Annotated in this window: 13 protein-coding genes and 1 tRNA gene; 9 read left to right on the forward strand and 5 right to left on the reverse strand. The window is 66.9% G+C overall.

From position 1 onward, the window contains the following. Positions 1-19: 19 nt before the first annotated feature. Positions 20-2,029, reverse strand: a complete 2,010-nt coding sequence (locus EAH76_RS13305; protein ID WP_206667872.1) for an alpha/beta hydrolase family protein — start codon at positions 2,027-2,029, stop codon at positions 20-22. 129 nt (positions 2,030-2,158) lie between these two features. Here EAH76_RS13305 and EAH76_RS13310 point away from each other — a divergent pair, with 129 nt between their 5' ends. Both EAH76_RS13310 and EAH76_RS13315 read left to right on the forward strand, forming a co-directional pair. Beyond that, positions 2,159-3,808 carry a M28 family metallopeptidase gene (locus EAH76_RS13310; RefSeq protein WP_140850755.1) on the forward strand — a complete coding sequence of 550 codons (1,650 nt, stop codon included), beginning with the start codon at positions 2,159-2,161 and terminating at the stop codon, positions 3,806-3,808. A 2-nt stretch (positions 3,809-3,810) separates the two neighbouring features. Beyond that, positions 3,811-4,785 (forward strand): agmatine deiminase family protein, encoded by a 975-nt coding sequence (locus EAH76_RS13315; protein WP_140850756.1) that lies wholly within the window; start codon positions 3,811-3,813, stop codon positions 4,783-4,785. A gap of 7 nt (positions 4,786-4,792) precedes the next feature. Here EAH76_RS13315 and EAH76_RS13320 read toward each other — a convergent pair whose 3' ends face one another. Then, positions 4,793-5,191: a low affinity iron permease family protein gene (locus EAH76_RS13320; protein ID WP_140850757.1), complete on the reverse strand. Its 399-nt coding sequence runs from the start codon at positions 5,189-5,191 to the stop codon at positions 4,793-4,795. 55 nt (positions 5,192-5,246) lie between these two features. Here EAH76_RS13320 and aguB point away from each other — a divergent pair, with 55 nt between their 5' ends. After that, complete coding sequence (gene aguB, locus EAH76_RS13325) at positions 5,247-6,098, forward strand: N-carbamoylputrescine amidase (RefSeq protein WP_140850758.1); 852 nt, start codon at positions 5,247-5,249, stop codon at positions 6,096-6,098. A 10-nt stretch (positions 6,099-6,108) separates the two neighbouring features. Here the strand turns inward: aguB and EAH76_RS13330 are convergent, their stop codons facing one another. Continuing rightward, positions 6,109-6,771 carry a uracil-DNA glycosylase gene (locus EAH76_RS13330; protein WP_140850759.1) on the reverse strand — a complete coding sequence of 221 codons (663 nt, stop codon included), beginning with the start codon at positions 6,769-6,771 and terminating at the stop codon, positions 6,109-6,111. 23 nt (positions 6,772-6,794) lie between these two features. Here EAH76_RS13330 and folK point away from each other — a divergent pair, with 23 nt between their 5' ends. The 4 genes from folK (at position 6,795) to EAH76_RS13350 (ending at position 10,455) form a co-directional block, all read left to right on the forward strand. Continuing rightward, entirely contained in the window at positions 6,795-7,295 is a 501-nt protein-coding gene (gene folK, locus EAH76_RS13335; protein WP_140850760.1) for a 2-amino-4-hydroxy-6-hydroxymethyldihydropteridine diphosphokinase, read from the forward strand. A 36-nt stretch (positions 7,296-7,331) separates the two neighbouring features. Beyond that, positions 7,332-7,407: transfer RNA gene (locus EAH76_RS13340), tRNA-Lys, on the forward strand. Positions 7,408-7,428: 21 nt separating this feature from the next. Further along, positions 7,429-8,127: a phosphatase PAP2 family protein gene (locus EAH76_RS13345; RefSeq protein ID WP_140850761.1), complete on the forward strand. Its 699-nt coding sequence runs from the start codon at positions 7,429-7,431 to the stop codon at positions 8,125-8,127. Between the two features lie 159 nt (positions 8,128-8,286). Next, a complete protein-coding gene (locus EAH76_RS13350) occupies positions 8,287-10,455 on the forward strand; it encodes a TonB-dependent receptor (RefSeq protein WP_140850762.1) in 2,169 nt (722 codons plus the stop codon). A 179-nt stretch (positions 10,456-10,634) separates the two neighbouring features. Here the strand turns inward: EAH76_RS13350 and galE are convergent, their stop codons facing one another. Next, the gene (gene galE, locus EAH76_RS13355; RefSeq protein ID WP_140850763.1) at positions 10,635-11,630 is read right to left on the reverse strand and encodes a UDP-glucose 4-epimerase GalE; all 996 of its coding nucleotides are present in this window, start codon (positions 11,628-11,630) and stop codon (positions 10,635-10,637) included. 92 nt (positions 11,631-11,722) lie between these two features. On the opposite strand from galE, the gene msrA reads away from it, so the two are divergent. Further along, positions 11,723-12,268: a peptide-methionine (S)-S-oxide reductase MsrA gene (gene msrA / locus EAH76_RS13360; protein ID WP_140850764.1), complete on the forward strand. Its 546-nt coding sequence runs from the start codon at positions 11,723-11,725 to the stop codon at positions 12,266-12,268. A gap of 70 nt (positions 12,269-12,338) precedes the next feature. Here the strand turns inward: msrA and EAH76_RS13365 are convergent, their stop codons facing one another. Next, positions 12,339-13,388, reverse strand: a complete 1,050-nt coding sequence (locus tag EAH76_RS13365) for an L-threonylcarbamoyladenylate synthase (RefSeq protein WP_140850765.1) — start codon at positions 13,386-13,388, stop codon at positions 12,339-12,341. Positions 13,389-13,451: 63 nt separating this feature from the next. Between EAH76_RS13365 and EAH76_RS13370 the strand changes: the two genes are divergently transcribed. After that, positions 13,452-15,164 (forward strand): acyl-CoA dehydrogenase, encoded by a 1,713-nt coding sequence (locus EAH76_RS13370; protein ID WP_140850766.1) that lies wholly within the window; start codon positions 13,452-13,454, stop codon positions 15,162-15,164. Positions 15,165-15,205: the final 41 nt, after the last annotated feature.

Genomic DNA, 15,205 nt, shown 5'->3' on the forward strand with positions numbered 1-15,205 from the left:
AACGGGCCGCCCTTTTTCGTTATTGGGCGGGCAGCTTCAGCGTCGTGCGAAGAAACCCGTCCGCCTTGCCGAGCAGCGCGGCACGCGCGCTGCTGTCGTCGAGCTGGTGGTCGAGATGCGGGAACTCGACCAGTTCGACCGACTTGCCCGCCGCTTTCAGTCGCGCTGCCATCAGCCGCGACTCTTCGATCCCGACATTCTGGTCGCGGTCGCCGTGGAACAGCAGCACCGGCGCGGTGATCCGCGCGGCGTTCTGCGCGGGCGAGCCCTCGCGGACATGCGGCCCCTTGCCGATCCGCGCATCCTGTTCGGTGAAGTCGGTAAAATCATGGCGCTCCTGCCGCAGCGTCTCGAGGTCGGTGACCGGCGCGACGGCGACGATCGCCTTGAACAGCGTCGGGTCGAGCACCGCGGATTGCAGCGCGGCATAGCCGCCATAGGACCAGCCGACGATCGCGAGCTTCGACGGATCGGCAATGCCCTGCTTGACCAACCAGCGCCCACCATCGTTGACGTCGCCGATCGCGGTACGCCACGACTTGAAGCCATTGTCGTTGAACCAAGCGACGCCGTAGCCGGTCGAGCCGCGATAATTGGGCTGCAGCACGGCGTAGCCGCGATTGGCGAAGAATTGCGAGAGCCAGTCGAAGCCCCATTCGTCGCGCGCTTCGGGGCCGCCGTGTGGCATCACGATGGTCGGAAGGTTCTTGCCGTCGCTGCCTGGCGGGAGCGTGAGATAGGCCGGGATCTGCGTGCCGTCGGCGGCGGTGAAGGTGAGCGGCTTGACCGCGGCGAGCGTCGTCTTGGCGAGGCCGGCGCGCGCGGGGAAGGCCTCAGCGAGGTGGTGCGTCGTCTTGTCGTACAGGTAATAATGCCCCGGATCCATGTCGCTACCGGCGAACAGCAGGAGCTTGCTCTCATCGGCGCTGGCATCGACGAAGGTGACCAGCGGCAGCCCGGGCAGCGCGCGCGACAGCGACGCCGCGAGCTTCTTGAGCTCCGGGTCGAAAAAGGCGCTCTGGCGCTTGTCGGTGACGAAGCTTGCACCGACCACACGATCCTGGCGTCCGATGCGGATCAGGTTGTCGACGTCGACATCGGGGCGATCTAGCACCAGCGTCTTGGTCAGGCTGCCGTCGAGCGCGATCGAGAAGAGCGCCTTGCGCCCGTCCTTGCTGTCGACGCCGTAAACCAGGTTACGATCGCGATCGACGGCATAGGGGTTGAAGCCTGAGAGCACCCCTCCGGTCGTCTTGAGCGTGCCGAGCGGCAGCCAGGCGCGGTCGCCCGCCTTGCGATACGAATAGAGGATCGTGTCGCTATTGTAGCCCGAGTTGAGCTTGATCCGCTTGCCCATGACCCGAACGGTGCCGTAGCCGTCGCTGATGTAATCGTCCGCCGAGTCATTGGGCGTCTCGACGGTCGCGCGCCGCAGCGTGTTCGTGTCGATCCGATCGACGCCGTACCCCTCGCGCGTCTCGGCGAGCAGCGATCCGGTGGTTTCTTCGGGGACGTAGCGCCGCGTCAGCAGGACGGTGCCCGGGGCGCCGCCGTTCCAGTCGATCACGTCGCCACCGCCGAACGCCGCGCCCAGCGATCGGTCGTTGGTGCGAGCGCTGAGCACCTTCAGATTCTTGCCGTCGCTGTCGATCGCGATCAGGCGGGTATAGCCGTTATAGCCGCGATGCGTGAGGCCGCTTGTGTCGAGGATCATGTAGATCCCGCAAACCAGCCGCGTGTCGGTCGACCATTTGCACGAGGTCAGTCGATCGGGATCGCCGCTCGAGGCGAGGATCGGCTTGGCGACACCGTCGGCGACCGAGACGACGAACAATCCCGCGCCGCGGCCATTGATCGCCGCGACATAGGCAATCGACGTGCCGCTAGGCGAAAGGCTGGCTTGCTGAATGTCCTCGCGCGCGCCGAAGCGCGCGGCGGCGTCGCTCGGCACGGGCGCAGGACTGTCGGCAGCCGACAGTGGCGCGGCAAAACAGGCGGCTAACGCCACCGCAAAGCTAGTCTTTTTCACGAAGATTCCCCCTTGGCGCAGATGCTACCGGCTTTTTTCGGGGGTGCAAGCAACCGGTGGCGTTCCCGTTGCGCTGGTGCGACGCGGCTGCCAGAACGGTGTCCTCAAGCTGACGGGGGATATGTGCCGATGCGCGTTGTGCCGATTTTCACCGTAGTGCTGGGCATTGCCGGCCTAGCCAGCGGCGCGTCTGCGCAGACCACGCCCAAAGCGCCCGCGATCGCGGTGCAGACGCTCAAGCAGGTCACCAAGACGCTGTCGTCGGACGCGTACGAAGGCCGCAAGCCGACCACGCCGGGCGAGGACAAGGCGACCGACTATATCGTCGAGCGCTTCAAGGCAGCAGGGCTCAAGCCCGGCAACAATGGCAGCTGGTTCCAGCCCGTGCCGCTCGTCGAGCTGACCGCGCACGACGTGACGCCGATGACCTTCAGCGGCGGCAAGGCGCCGGTCGCGCTGCAGTATCGCAGCGACGTGGTGCTCGCGACATATCGCGTCACGCCGACGATCGCGATCAAGGAGTCGCCCGTCGTGTTCGTCGGCTACGGCATCACCGCGCCCGAACGCGGGTGGGACGATTATGCCGGCGTCGATGTCCACGGCAAGACCGTCGTCATCCTCGTCAACGATCCCGACTGGCAGACGCCGGGGCGCGACGGCCTCTTCGAGGGCAAGGCGATGACCTATTACGGCCGCTGGACCTACAAGTTCGAGGAAGCCGCGCGCCACGGCGCGACCGCGGCGATCATCGTCCATGACAGCGAGCCCGCGGCGTATGGCTGGGGCGTCGTGCAGTCGAGCTGGACCGGCCCGCAACTCGAGCTCGACGAGAAAGGCGACCATGCCGACCAGAGCGCGGCGATCGGCTGGATGCAGCTCGCCAAGGCGAAGGAATTGTTCGCCAGCGCCGGGCAGGATTTCGACACGCTCAGCGCCGCCGCCAAGACCAAGGGCTTCACGGCCGTGCCGCTCGGCGTGACGGCGTCGGTCAGCTTCGCCAACACGATCAAGCGCCAGGCGTCGAAGAACGTGATCGGCATCCTGCCCGGCAAGACGGCCCCCAAGGACTATGTCTTCTTCACCGCGCACTGGGACCATCTCGGCCACTGCGACGCGGTCAAGGGCGACGACATCTGCAACGGCGCGCTCGACAATGCGAGCGGTGTCGCCGGGCTCGTCGCGCTCGCCGAGGCCAATGCCAAGGCCGGGCCGGCGAAGCGCTCGCTCGTCTTCATGTCGGTGACGTGCGAGGAATGCGGGCTGCTCGGCTCGCGCTATTATGCCGAGCATCCGGTCTATCCGATCGCGCAGACCGTCGGCGGGGTGAATATGGACGGGCTCAACGTGATCGGCCGGACCAGGGATTTCGTCGTCACCGGCGCGGGCAAGTCCGAGCTCGAGGATCGCATGAAGCTGCTGGTCGAAGCGCAGGGCCGCGTGATCAAGCCCGAGTCCAATCCCGAACGCGGCAGCTATTTCCGCTCGGACCATTTCAGCTTCGCCAAATTGGGCGTGCCGATGTTCTATGGCGAATCGGGCGAGGATCTGCGCGTCGGCGGGGAAGCGGCAGGGCATGCCGCGACGCTCGATTATATCCAAAACCGCTATCACAAGCCGCAGGACGAATATAATGCGGCATGGGATTGGTCGGGCGCGGTCGAGGACGTTCAGCTCTATTATGCGCTGGGGCGTCAGCTCGCCGATGGCACCGACTGGCCCAATTGGTACAAATCCGCGGAATTCCGCGCCGTTCGCGACACGAGTCGCGCAGGGAAATAATGATGTCGAAGCTGCTGCCGCCCGCCGAATGGGCACCGCACGCCGCGGTGTGGATCGGGTTTCCGAGCCATGCCGAGCTGTGGGAGGACGATCTCGACGCCGCGCGCGACGAGGTCGCGGCGTTCGGGCGCGCGGTCCATGCCGAAGGGCGGGGCGAGCGCGTCATCTTCGTCGTGGCCGACGAGGATGCGGCCGAAGCTGCGCGCAGCCTGGCGGGGGATTTCGCCGAGATCGTGGTCGAGCCGTTCGGCGACATCTGGCTGCGCGACACCGGGCCGATCGTCCTGTCGGACCACAGCGCGCGCGATTTCCGCTTCAACGGTTGGGGCGGCAAATATGATCTGCCGGGCGACGACGATGTCGGGCTGCGGCTCGCGGCGAGCAAGCTGTTGCCGGTCTCGCCGTGCGACTGGGTGCTCGAGGGCGGTGCGATCGATGGCGACGGCACCGGGCTCGTCGTCACCACCGAGCAATGCCTGCTCAACCCCAACCGCAATCCTTCGCTCACCAAGGCCGAGATCGAGCGGCGGCTGCACGACGATCTCGGCCTCGACCAGGTGCTGTGGCTTGGCGAGGGGCTGATGAACGATCATACCGACGGGCATGTCGACAATCTCGCGCGCTTCGTCGCGCCCGGCGTGCTGGCGATCCCGCAGGCCGCCGAGAACGATCCCAACTGGCAGGTCTATCAGCTTGCAGCAGCGACCGCCGAAGCGATGCCGGGGGTCACGGTGGTGCGGATCCCGTCGCCCGGCCGCGTGCTGCGCGACGAGGAGATCGTGCCAGCGAGCTATATGAACTTCTATATCGGCAATGCCGCGGTGGTGGTACCGCTCTATGGCGCCCCCAATGACGAATCGGCGGTCGCGGCGGTGCAGCAGCTGTTCCCCGGCCGGACCGCGGTGGGCCTGCGCGCCGATGCGATCCTGACCGGCGGCGGGAGCTTCCACTGCATCTCGCAGCAACTGCCCGCCTGATGCGGGGTTAGAGCCGGCCGATCAGCCGTTCGATGGCGTGGTGATCGGTCGAGCCTTCGCCGCAATCGTGCTCGATCATCGCGCGGATCCCTTCGAGCTCGGTCTGGGTCAGATGCTCGATCCCGATGAACGCGTTGCGCGCATCGGTGGTCGCGCGGATGATCTCGTCGAGCTTGGCCTGGATCGCCGAGGCGTCGCGATTCTGCGCGTTCTGGATGAGGAACACCATCAGGAAGGTGACCACGGTGGTGCCGGTGTTGATCACCAGCTGCCACGTGTCGGAATAATGAAACAGCGGCCCGGTCACGCCCCAGATCACGATCACCGACAGCGCAATGACGAAGGCGGGCGGGCGCCCGGCCCAGCCCGTCGCCTTTTGCGCGATCGTTTCGAACAGCTTTTCCACGGCAAACCCCTTTTGCGTCTTTGAATCGGCGCGACGAAGCCCGATATGGCGGCGCATGACCGAAATCACCGTCGCCGCGCTGCAACTCGCCTTCTCCGCCGATATGGACGCGAATATCGCGCATGTCGCCGATCTCGTGCGCGAGGCGGCGGGCAAGGGCGCGCAAGTGATCCTGCCGCCCGAACTGTTCGAGGGCGAATATTTCTGCCGCGTCGAGGATGAGGGGCTGTTCGCGCAGGCCAAGCCCGTCGGCGTGCACAAGGCGGTGCTCGCGATGCAGCACCTCGCCAAGGAATTGGGCGTCTATATCCCGACCAGCTTCTTCGAGGCCGACGGCCCGCATCACTACAATTCGCTCGCGATGATCGGCCCCGATGGCGGCGTGATGGGGGTCTATCGCAAGAGCCACATCCCCGACGGGCCGGGTTATGAGGAGAAATTCTATTTCCGCCCGGGCAATACCGGCTTCAAGGTCTGGCCGGGGCCGGATGCGACGACGCTCGGCGTCGGCGTGTGCTGGGACCAATGGTATCCCGAGACCGCGCGCGCGCTGATGCTGATGGGTTCGGAAGTGCTGTTCTACCCGACCGCGATCGGCAGCGAGCCGCACGACACCTCGCTCGACACCGCGCGGCTGTGGCGGCGTGCGATGGTCGGTCATGCCGTATCGAACGTCGTGCCCGTGGTCGCCGCGAATCGGATCGGCGTCGAGCACGGCCAGACCTTCTACGGCACGAGCTTCATCACCGACGAGCGTGGCGACATCCTCGCCGAACTCGGGCGCGAGGAGACGGGCGTGATCACCGCGACGCTCGACCTCGACCGCGTCAAGCGCCACCGCGCCGCGTTCGGCTTCTTCCGCGACCGCCGCCCCGATCTCTACGGGCGGCTGGTGCAGGATATCTGACGCGGGGCGGTCAGCCCGCCGCGCGCAGTTCCAGCGCCCGTGCGAACACCGCTTCGAACATCTCCGCGGTGAGGCGCCCGGTGCTCTGATTGTAGCTCGAGCAGTGATAGCTATCGATTAGGATGCGACCGTCGAGCATGCGATGCTCGGCGCCGTGCGCGAAGCGGCATTTGGGGAGGCGTCCGCCGAGGATCTTGACCGCCGACTGATGCGCGACCTGGCCGAGCGCAATGAACACGCGCGCGGTGGGGACTGCGTCGGCCTGCGCTTCGAGGAAGGGGCGGCAGGTGCGGATTTCCTCGGGCGTCGGCTTGTTTTCGGGCGGGAGGCATTTGACCGCGTTGACGATCATCACGCCGTCGAGCTGGAGCGTATCATCGGGCTTGCCCTCATAATCGCCGGTGGCGAGCCCGAATTTGGCGAGCGTGTCGAACAGCAACGGCCCCGAGCGATCGCCGGTGAACGGCCGCCCGGTGCGGTTCGCGCCGAACTGGCCGGGGGCGAGGCCGACGATGCCGAGCCACGCCTGCGGATCGCCGAACGCGGGGACTGGGGCGTTCCACCAGGCGGGATGCTCGACGCGCAGCGTCTCGCGCAAGCCGACGAGGCGTGGGCAAAGCGGGCAATCGCGCGAAGGTTCGGTTTCGGGCAGCGGGCTGGGTGCGAAGTTCATCGGGATGCGATAGGCAGGTTTGGGTGAGCAACTCAACCTGTACCCCGCGCTATGCCCCCCGCTACGCCATCGCGATCGGATCGAATCGGCGCGGACGGCATGGCAGCCCTGCGGCTGAAGTCGCCGCGGCGATCGCGGCGCTCGGGAGCGTCGTCGCGGAATCGTCGGTGCTCGGCAGCGCGCCGCTCGGGCCGTCGATCCGGCGCTTTGCCAATGCCGTCGTGCTGATCGAAAGCGAAGTGCCGCCGCCCGAGATGCTGGTCCGGCTCAAGCGGATCGAGCGCGCTTTCGGGCGCCGCCGCGGTGCGCGCTGGGGGGCACGCGTGATCGATCTCGATATCGTGTCATGGTCGGGGGGAGCGTGGCGATCGAAGGGGCTGTGCGTGCCGCACCTCGCCTTTCAGGATCGAGACTTCGTGCTCGCGCCTTTGCGCGCGATCGCGCCCGATTGGCGCGACCCGCGGACCGGTTTGACCCCCCGCCAGCTGCTCGCGCGATTGCGGAAGGGTAAGCGCCTGGGTTGACCCATCCGGCAACCGCTCCTAACGCGAGCCCGGTGTGGGCCCATAGCTCAGTTGGTAGAGCAACGGACTTTTAATCTGTAGGTCATGGGTTCGAGTCCCATTGGGCCCACCACCGGCATGCAAGGATGCCTCGATGTCGCCCCCCGCACCCGATATCCGCCACCCGCCCTGGGCTATCCTCGCGGTCGCCGCGCTGACCTGCGCGGGCGGGGCGCTGTTGCTGCTCGGCGCGCTGATCGATCGTGGGCTGCAGTTCGGGTTCGATCGCGCGATCCTGTTATGGGTGCGTGGCGGCGTCGCGCATGGCGTGCCGCCGGGCCCAACCTGGTTCACGCAAAGCATTGTCGATGTCACCGCGCTCGGCGGGCCGACCGTCCTGGTGCTGGTCGCCGCGCTGGCGGCGGGGCTGTTGATCGTCCAGCGGCATTGGCTGACGCTCGCCTTGGTGCTGGGCGGGACGATCAGCGGGTCGATCGTCGTCACGCTGGTCAAGGCACTGGTCGGGCGGACGCGGCCGACAGTGACCGATCATCTCGTCGCGGCGTATAATGCGAGCTTTCCGAGCGGCCATGCCGCGAACAGCGCGTGCGTCTATCTGACGCTCGCGCTGCTGCTGCTGCAGATCACCGAGCATCGCGCGGTGCGCCGCTATGTGCTGGGCGCAGCGGTGCTGCTCGTCACGGCGATCGGCTGCAGCCGCGTCTATCTTGGCGTGCATTGGCCGAGCGACGTGCTGGCAGGCTGGACCTTTGGCGGGCTGTGGGCGGTCGCGTGGTGGGCGCTCGGCGCCGCGCTGCGGTTGCGCATCGCGCGCGGCAAGACCGCCGCCTAGCCACCGATTCGAACGCCGTTCATCTGCCCGCAAGGTGGCGCGGGCCACCGCTGCGCATGCACGGCCGAATCGTTTCCGGGAGTCGACGAAACGGCCTTGTGATAATATCACATAACATCTACTGCACTGCACAACGATGTTCGAAAGGCCGCCTCCCGCATGATCCGAGCCACTCTGTTGTCCAGCGCTGCGTTACTGTCGTTCGCGCCGATCGCCGCGTATGCCGCCCCCGAAGCCGCGCCGGCCCCGGTTGCCGCCAGCAGCGATGACCAGGCCGCGGCATCGACCGCCAAAAGCGGCCCCGACATCGTCGTTACCGGCCGGCTCGACGCCGCACGTGCCTCGATCCAGCCGAGCCTTGGTGCCACGACCTACACGATCACCAGCGAGACGATCAAAGCGCTCCCCGGCGGCGAGAACCAGCAGCTCAACCAGATCCTGCTGCAATTGCCCGGCGTGGTGCAGGATGGCGGCGGCCAGTTCCACGTCCGCGACGACCACAACAACCTGCAATACCGCATCAACGGCACGATCCTGCCCGAGGGGGTCGCGGTGTTCGGCCAGACGCTCTCGCCGCGCCTCGTCGAGCGTTTCGACCTGCGCACCGGCGCGCTGCCCGCGCAATACGGCCTGCGCACCGCCGGCATCATCGACATCACCACCAAGAACGGCTTCAAGAATGGCGGCCAGGTGTCGCTCTATGGCGGCACCAACGATACCTTCCAGCCGAGCTTCGATTATGGCGGCTCGACCGGCAACACCAATTACTTCGTCACCGGCAGCTACAAGCACAGCAATATCGGGATCGAGGCGGTCGATGCCAGCCGTACGCCGCTGCACGACCAGACCAACCAGTATCAGGGCTTCGTCTATGTCGATCACACGCTCGACGAGAACAATCGCGTCTCGTTCATGGGCGGCTATTCGGACCAGAGCTTCCAGATCCCCAACCCGCGCGGGCTGACCCCGAGCAACGGCTACAACGTCGGCGGCGTCACCGCTTTCCGCAGCGAGGACCTCGACGAGCGCCAGCACGAGCGCACTGCGTTCGGCCTCGCCAGCCTGCTCCACGATGCCGGGCCGGTGACGCTCCAGGCGTCGCTGTTCGCGCGCTATTCGGCGCTGCGCTACACCCCCGACGTGACCGGCGAACTGCTGTTCAACGGCATCGCGCAAAAGGCGTTCAAGCAGGACTTCACCTTCGGCGGGCAGCTCGAGGCGGCCTATCGCCTGTCGAGCGCGCATACGCTGCGCGCCGGTGCGATCATCTCGCGCGATCGCAGCAATTCGCAGACCAGCGCGCAGGTGTTCCAGCTCGATGCGGGCGGCGCGCAGCTCGGCCAGCCGATCACGATCGTCGACAATACTGCGACGACCGAGATGACCTACAGCGTCTATCTGCAGGACGAATGGAAGATCGCCGACCCGCTGATCGTCAATTTCGGCGGGCGGTTCGATCATTATAACGGCTTCCGCGCCGAATCGCAGTTCAGCCCCCGCATCAACGCGGTGCTGACGCCGTCGAACGGGCTGACGCTCCACGCCGGCTATGCGCGCTATTTCTCGCCCGCGCCGTTCTCGAACGTCGCGACGACGAGCGTGCTCAAGTTCCGCGGCACCAGCGCGCAGGCGCCCGGCGACAATGGCATCGACACGCCGCTCGCGACGGTGCCGTTTGCCGAGCGGCAGGACTATTTCGATATCGGCGCGCAGCAGAAGCTCGGGCGCTTCACGCTCGGCATCGACGCCTATCACCGCCGCTCAAAGAACCTCGTCGACGAGGGGCAGTTCGGCGCGCCGATCATCCTCACGCCGTTCAATTACACGCGCGGGCGGATCGACGGGATCGAGGGCAATGTGTCCTACGCGCACGGGCCGTGGATGGCGTATGCCAATTTCTCCTACGCCAAGGCGCAGGGGCTGGGGATCGCGTCGGGGCAGTTCAACTTCGATCCGGGCGACGTCGCCTATATCGCGCGCAACTACATCTATCTCGATCACGACCAGACCTATACCGGCTCGGCGGGTGCGTCGTATCGGATCGACCAGGGCTTCCTGCGCGACAGCAAGCTCGGCGGGAGCATGATTTACGGGTCGGGGCTGCGCAAGGATGGCGACGTGCCCAATGGCGGCAAGCTGACGCCCTATGCGGTGTTTAACCTCACCGCGAGCCACGACTTCAAGGGGCCGGGCGTCGAGGTACGCTTCGACGTGCTCAACGTGGCCGACCGGGTCTACGAGATTCGCGACGGGTCGGGCATCGGCGTCGGCGCACCGCAATTCGGCGCGCGGCGCGGGTTCATGTTCGGGATCAGCAAGACGATCTGATTTTTGCGCCTCCCCTCCCTGGAAGAGTGTCGGGTGAACAGCGCCCCGCGCTGTTCAGGTCATGCCGGGGGCATGACCGACCCGACACTGGGCCGGGGGTGGGTGGTTCTCAGTGGGAACGTCACGCCCGAATACGGGCCGCCCCACCCCCACCCCTCCCTTTCAGGGAGGGAAGCAGGTCAGTCCCGCTCGCTCAGCTTGCGCTCCCACGCCAGCGCATCGCGCACGATGCCGTCGAGATCGGCGCGCTGCGGCGTCCAGTCGAGCGTGCTGAGGATCGCGCTGTTGTCCGCGACGAGTTCGGCCGAGTCGCCCGCGCGCCGCCCCTCGACCACGCGGTTGAGCGTCATGTTGGTCACCCGATCGACCGCGTCGAGCACCTCGAGCACCGAGAAACCCTTGCCATAGCCGGCGTTGAGCGTGTGGCTCCGCGTCGGCTCGGCGACGAGCAGGTCGAGTGCTGCGACATGCGCTGCGGCAAGATCGCTGACATGGATGTAATCGCGTACCCCGGTGCCGTCGGGCGTGGCATAATCGGTGCCGTAGACACCGACCGAGGCGCGCTTGCCGAGCGCGGCCTCGACCGCGATCTTGATGAGGTGCGTCGCGCCGATCGTCGACTGGCCGGCGCGCTGCTGCGGATCGGCGCCGGCGACGTTGAAATAGCGCAGCACAGCATAGTTCATCGGATAGGCCGCCGCGACGTCGCGCAGCATCGCCTCGGTCATCAGCTTCGACATGCCATAGGGGTTGATCGGCACGGTCGGGTCGCCTTCGGCGACGGGTACCCGCTCGGGCGCACCATAGGTCGCTGCGGTCGAGGAAAAGATGAAGTGCTTGACGCCGGCGAGCACCGCGCTTTCGAGCAATGCACGGCTCGCGACCGTATTGTTGCGATAATATTTGAGCGGGTTGCTGACCGATTCGGGGACGATGATCGACCCCGCGAAATGCAGGATCGCGCGGACATTGTGCTTCTGCAACGTCGCGCGGACCAGATCGTCATCCTCGATCTCGCCGCGCACCAGCGTGGCGCGCGAATCGACCAGCCAGTCGAACCCGGTCGAGAGATTGTCGAACACGACGACCTCATGCCCCGCATCGAGCAAGGCCAGCACCGCATGGCTGCCGATATAGCCGGCCCCGCCCGTCACCATCACCGTACCGTCGCGCATCGTTTCGTCTCCCTGCCGTATCACGCCTACCCGCGGAGATTGCGCCGCGCCACCGCGTTCCTATCTAAGACCCAGCAATAAAGGATTCGAAAATGGCAAGCGAAGTCGCAACGCTGGCGGGCGGATGTTTCTGGTGCACCGAGGCGGTGTTCAAGGACGTGATCGGCGTCGAGAAGGTCGAGAGCGGCTATATCGGCGGGACCGTGCCCGATCCGACCTACAAGCAGGTATGCGGTGGCGACACCGGCCATGCCGAGGCGATCCGCGTGACGTTCGACAAGGATCAGGTGTCGTATGGCGAGATCCTCGACATGTTCTTTGCAACGCACGATCCGACGCAGCTCAACCGCCAGGGCAACGACGTCGGCACGCAATATCGCTCGGCGGTGTTCCCGGCGGACCATGCGCAGCGCGACGAGGTCGTCGCGGCGATCGCGCGCGCGGCGGGCGATTGGCCCGCGCCGATCGTCACGACGATCGAGCCGATGTCGACCTGGTATCCGGCCGAGGACTATCATCAGGACTATTGGGATACCGAAGGCCGCGGCAACCCGTATTGCCTCGCGGTGATCCCGCCCAAGCTCGCCAAGCTACGCAAGAGCTTCGCAGGGCGGTCGAAGGCGGTGGTGGGGGCCTGAGCTTCGCTGCGGCCTCTGCGCGCAAAAAAGGACCTTAGGGTTCGCGCAGAGGCGCCGAGGACGCGGAGAGTCAGCTTTCGCGGTGCGCAGCGCGCTTCAAGCGGTCGTTGATCGCGACGCCGATTCCGTCGCTCGGGATCGGCGCGATCGCGATCCGCGCCGATGGCGATGCGTCGGCCGTGTGAAGTGCGGCGAAGAGGTTGGTCGCGGCCTCGGCGAGGTCGGCAGTTGGCGATAGCGTAATGGTGCCATCGATCGCGCCGAAACCGATGAGATATTCGTCGGTCGCGGCCTCGGTGGCGTCGAGCCGGAGCGTCTTGCTCGGCGCATAGTGGCTTTCGAGCTGGCCGGGCGCGGTAATGGTCGAAGCCGTCCCGCTCGCGTTCCCCGGCGAAGGCCGGGGCCCGGTCGCGAGCGGGTCGCTATGGCGCGCAATGCCCGATCCCGGCTGTTCCACGCCTGTGCCCCTGCCTTCGCCGGGGAACGCGAAGCGGGTGAGCGCTTCCGCCGTGATCGGCCCCGGCCGCAATACCCGTAGCCCGTCGGCAGTCGATACGATCGTCGATTCCAGACCCGCTTCGGTCGCGCCGTCGTCGACCACCAGCGCAATGCGCCCGTCCAGACTCGCGACGACATGCGCCGCCTGTGTCGGGCTGATACCCCCGCTCGCATTGGCGGACGGTGCCGCAAGCGGCTTGCCCGACGCCGCGATCAGCGCGCGCATCGCGCGGTGCGCCGGTACGCGCAGTGCGATCGTCGGCAACCCCGCCGTCACCGCCTCGGCGATCCCGGCGCCGGCGCGCAGCGGCAGGATGAGCGTCAGCGGCCCCGGCCAGAACGCTTCGGCGAGCGCGCGCGCGACGGGATCGAACTCGGCGATTGCCTCGGCCGCCGCCAGATCGAGGACATGGACGATCAGGGGATTGAAGCTCGGCCGGCCCTTGGCTTGGTAGATCCGCGCGACGGCAGCCGAATCGGTCGCGTCGGCGGCGAGCCCGTAGACCGTCTCGGACGCGATCGCGACCGGCTCGCCGGCCAGGATCAGCGCGGCGGCGGCGGCGATCGCGGCCTCGCCGTAGGGTAAGGTCTGCGTCGCAAAAGGTGGGTTTGGCGGGATCATCGGAGAGGGCTATAGCCCGGCGCAGCATCCCCGATAAGGGGCACCGAAGTCAGAGGATCCGCCATGTTCACCCCCGCCACCGCCGACCAGCGTTTCGTGCTCGATCATATCGTCGGGATCGCCGATCTCGCCGCGACCGAACGCTTCGCTGCCGCCAGCGACGACGTGGTCGATGCGGTGCTCGAAGGCGTCGGGCAGTTGGCGGCGGGCGAATGGGCGCCGCTGCTGCGCGCGGGCGACACGGTCGGCGCGAAATGGACCCCCGAAGGCGTCGTCATGCCCGACGGTTTCGTGAAGGCATATCACGATTATGTCGAGGGCGGCTGGGGCACGATCGGCGTTCCCGAAGAATTCGGCGGGCAGGGGCTGCCGTTCGCGATCCAGACCGCGGTGCTCGACACGCTGGGCTCGGCCAATATGGGCTTCGCGCTCGCCCCGACGCTGACCGTCGGCGCGATCGAGGCGCTGGCGCATCACGGTACGCCCGATCAGCAGGCGCTGTACCTTCCGCATCTCGCGACCGGCGAGTGGACCGGAACGATGAACCTGACCGAGCCGCAGGCGGGCTCCGACGTCGGCGCGCTGCGCTCGACCGCGACGCCGCTGGGTGACGACAAGTGGAGCATCAAGGGCACCAAGATCTACATCTCGTTCGGTGACCACGACATGGCGCCCAACATCGTCCACCTCGTGCTCGCGCGGACGCCTGGCGCGCCGGCAGGGACCAAGGGCATCTCGCTGTTCCTCGTGCCGAAATATCGCCTCAACGCCGACGGCACGCCGGGCGATTTCAACGACGTCCGCGTCGTCTCGATCGAGCACAAGATGGGCCTGCACGCCTCGCCGACCTGCGTGCTGAGCTTCGGCGATAACGACGACTGCATCGGCGAGCTGATCGGCGGCGAGTTCGGCGGGATCCGCGCCATGTTCACGATGATGAACAATGCGCGCCTCAACGTCGGCCTGCAGGGCGTGCAAGTCGCCGAGGCCGCGACCCAGGCGGCGGTCGGCTACGCGCTCGAGCGTGTCCAGTCCGCGCGCGCCGGATCGCCGAGCAAGGAATCGGTCAAGATCGTCGAGCATCCCGACGTCCGCCGCATGCTGTTGCGGATGAAGGCGCAGACCCAGGCGGCGCGCGCGCTCGTCTATTACGCCGCGGCGCAGGTCGATCGCGCCGCGCTCGGCGAGGCGGGCGCGCAGGACCGGCTCGAAATTCTCACGCCGCTCGCCAAGGCGCACGGCACCGACCTCGGCAACGAAGTCGCCAGCCTCGGCATCCAGGTGCATGGCGGGATGGGCTATATCGAGGAGACCGGCGCGGCGCAGTTCTTCCGCGATGCGCGGATCACGCCGATCTACGAGGGCACCAATGGCATCCAGGCGGCCGATCTGGTCGGGCGCAAGCTGTCGATGGCCAATGGCGGCGTGTTCGCCCAGCTGATCGCCGACATGCGCGCCGAAGCGCAGGATACCGGGCTGATCGGTCTCATCGACGCGTGCGACGAGATCGGGCGCGGCATGGCCGGGCTCGATGCCGACGACAAGCTCGCGGCGAGCTATCCGTTCCTGACGATGCTCTCGGTCGCGACCTGCGGCTGGCTGATGGAGCGTTCGGGCCGGATCGCGACGGGCGACGACGCCTTCTCGGCGATGAAGCGCGCGGCGTGCGCCTTCTACGTCGCGCAGATTGTCCCCGAGGCGCTTGGCCTCAAGGCAGCGGCGACGGCAAAGGCCGACGTGCTGTATTCGGTCCCGGCCGAAGCCTTCGCGGCCTGAGCCGAGCCACCGCCGGGCTTACCCCGAATTTTTCGGGGTAG

It is taken from the genome of Sphingomonas glacialis, assembly GCF_006439055.1.
GTDB classification, from domain to species: Bacteria; Pseudomonadota; Alphaproteobacteria; order Sphingomonadales; family Sphingomonadaceae; genus Sphingomonas; species Sphingomonas glacialis_A.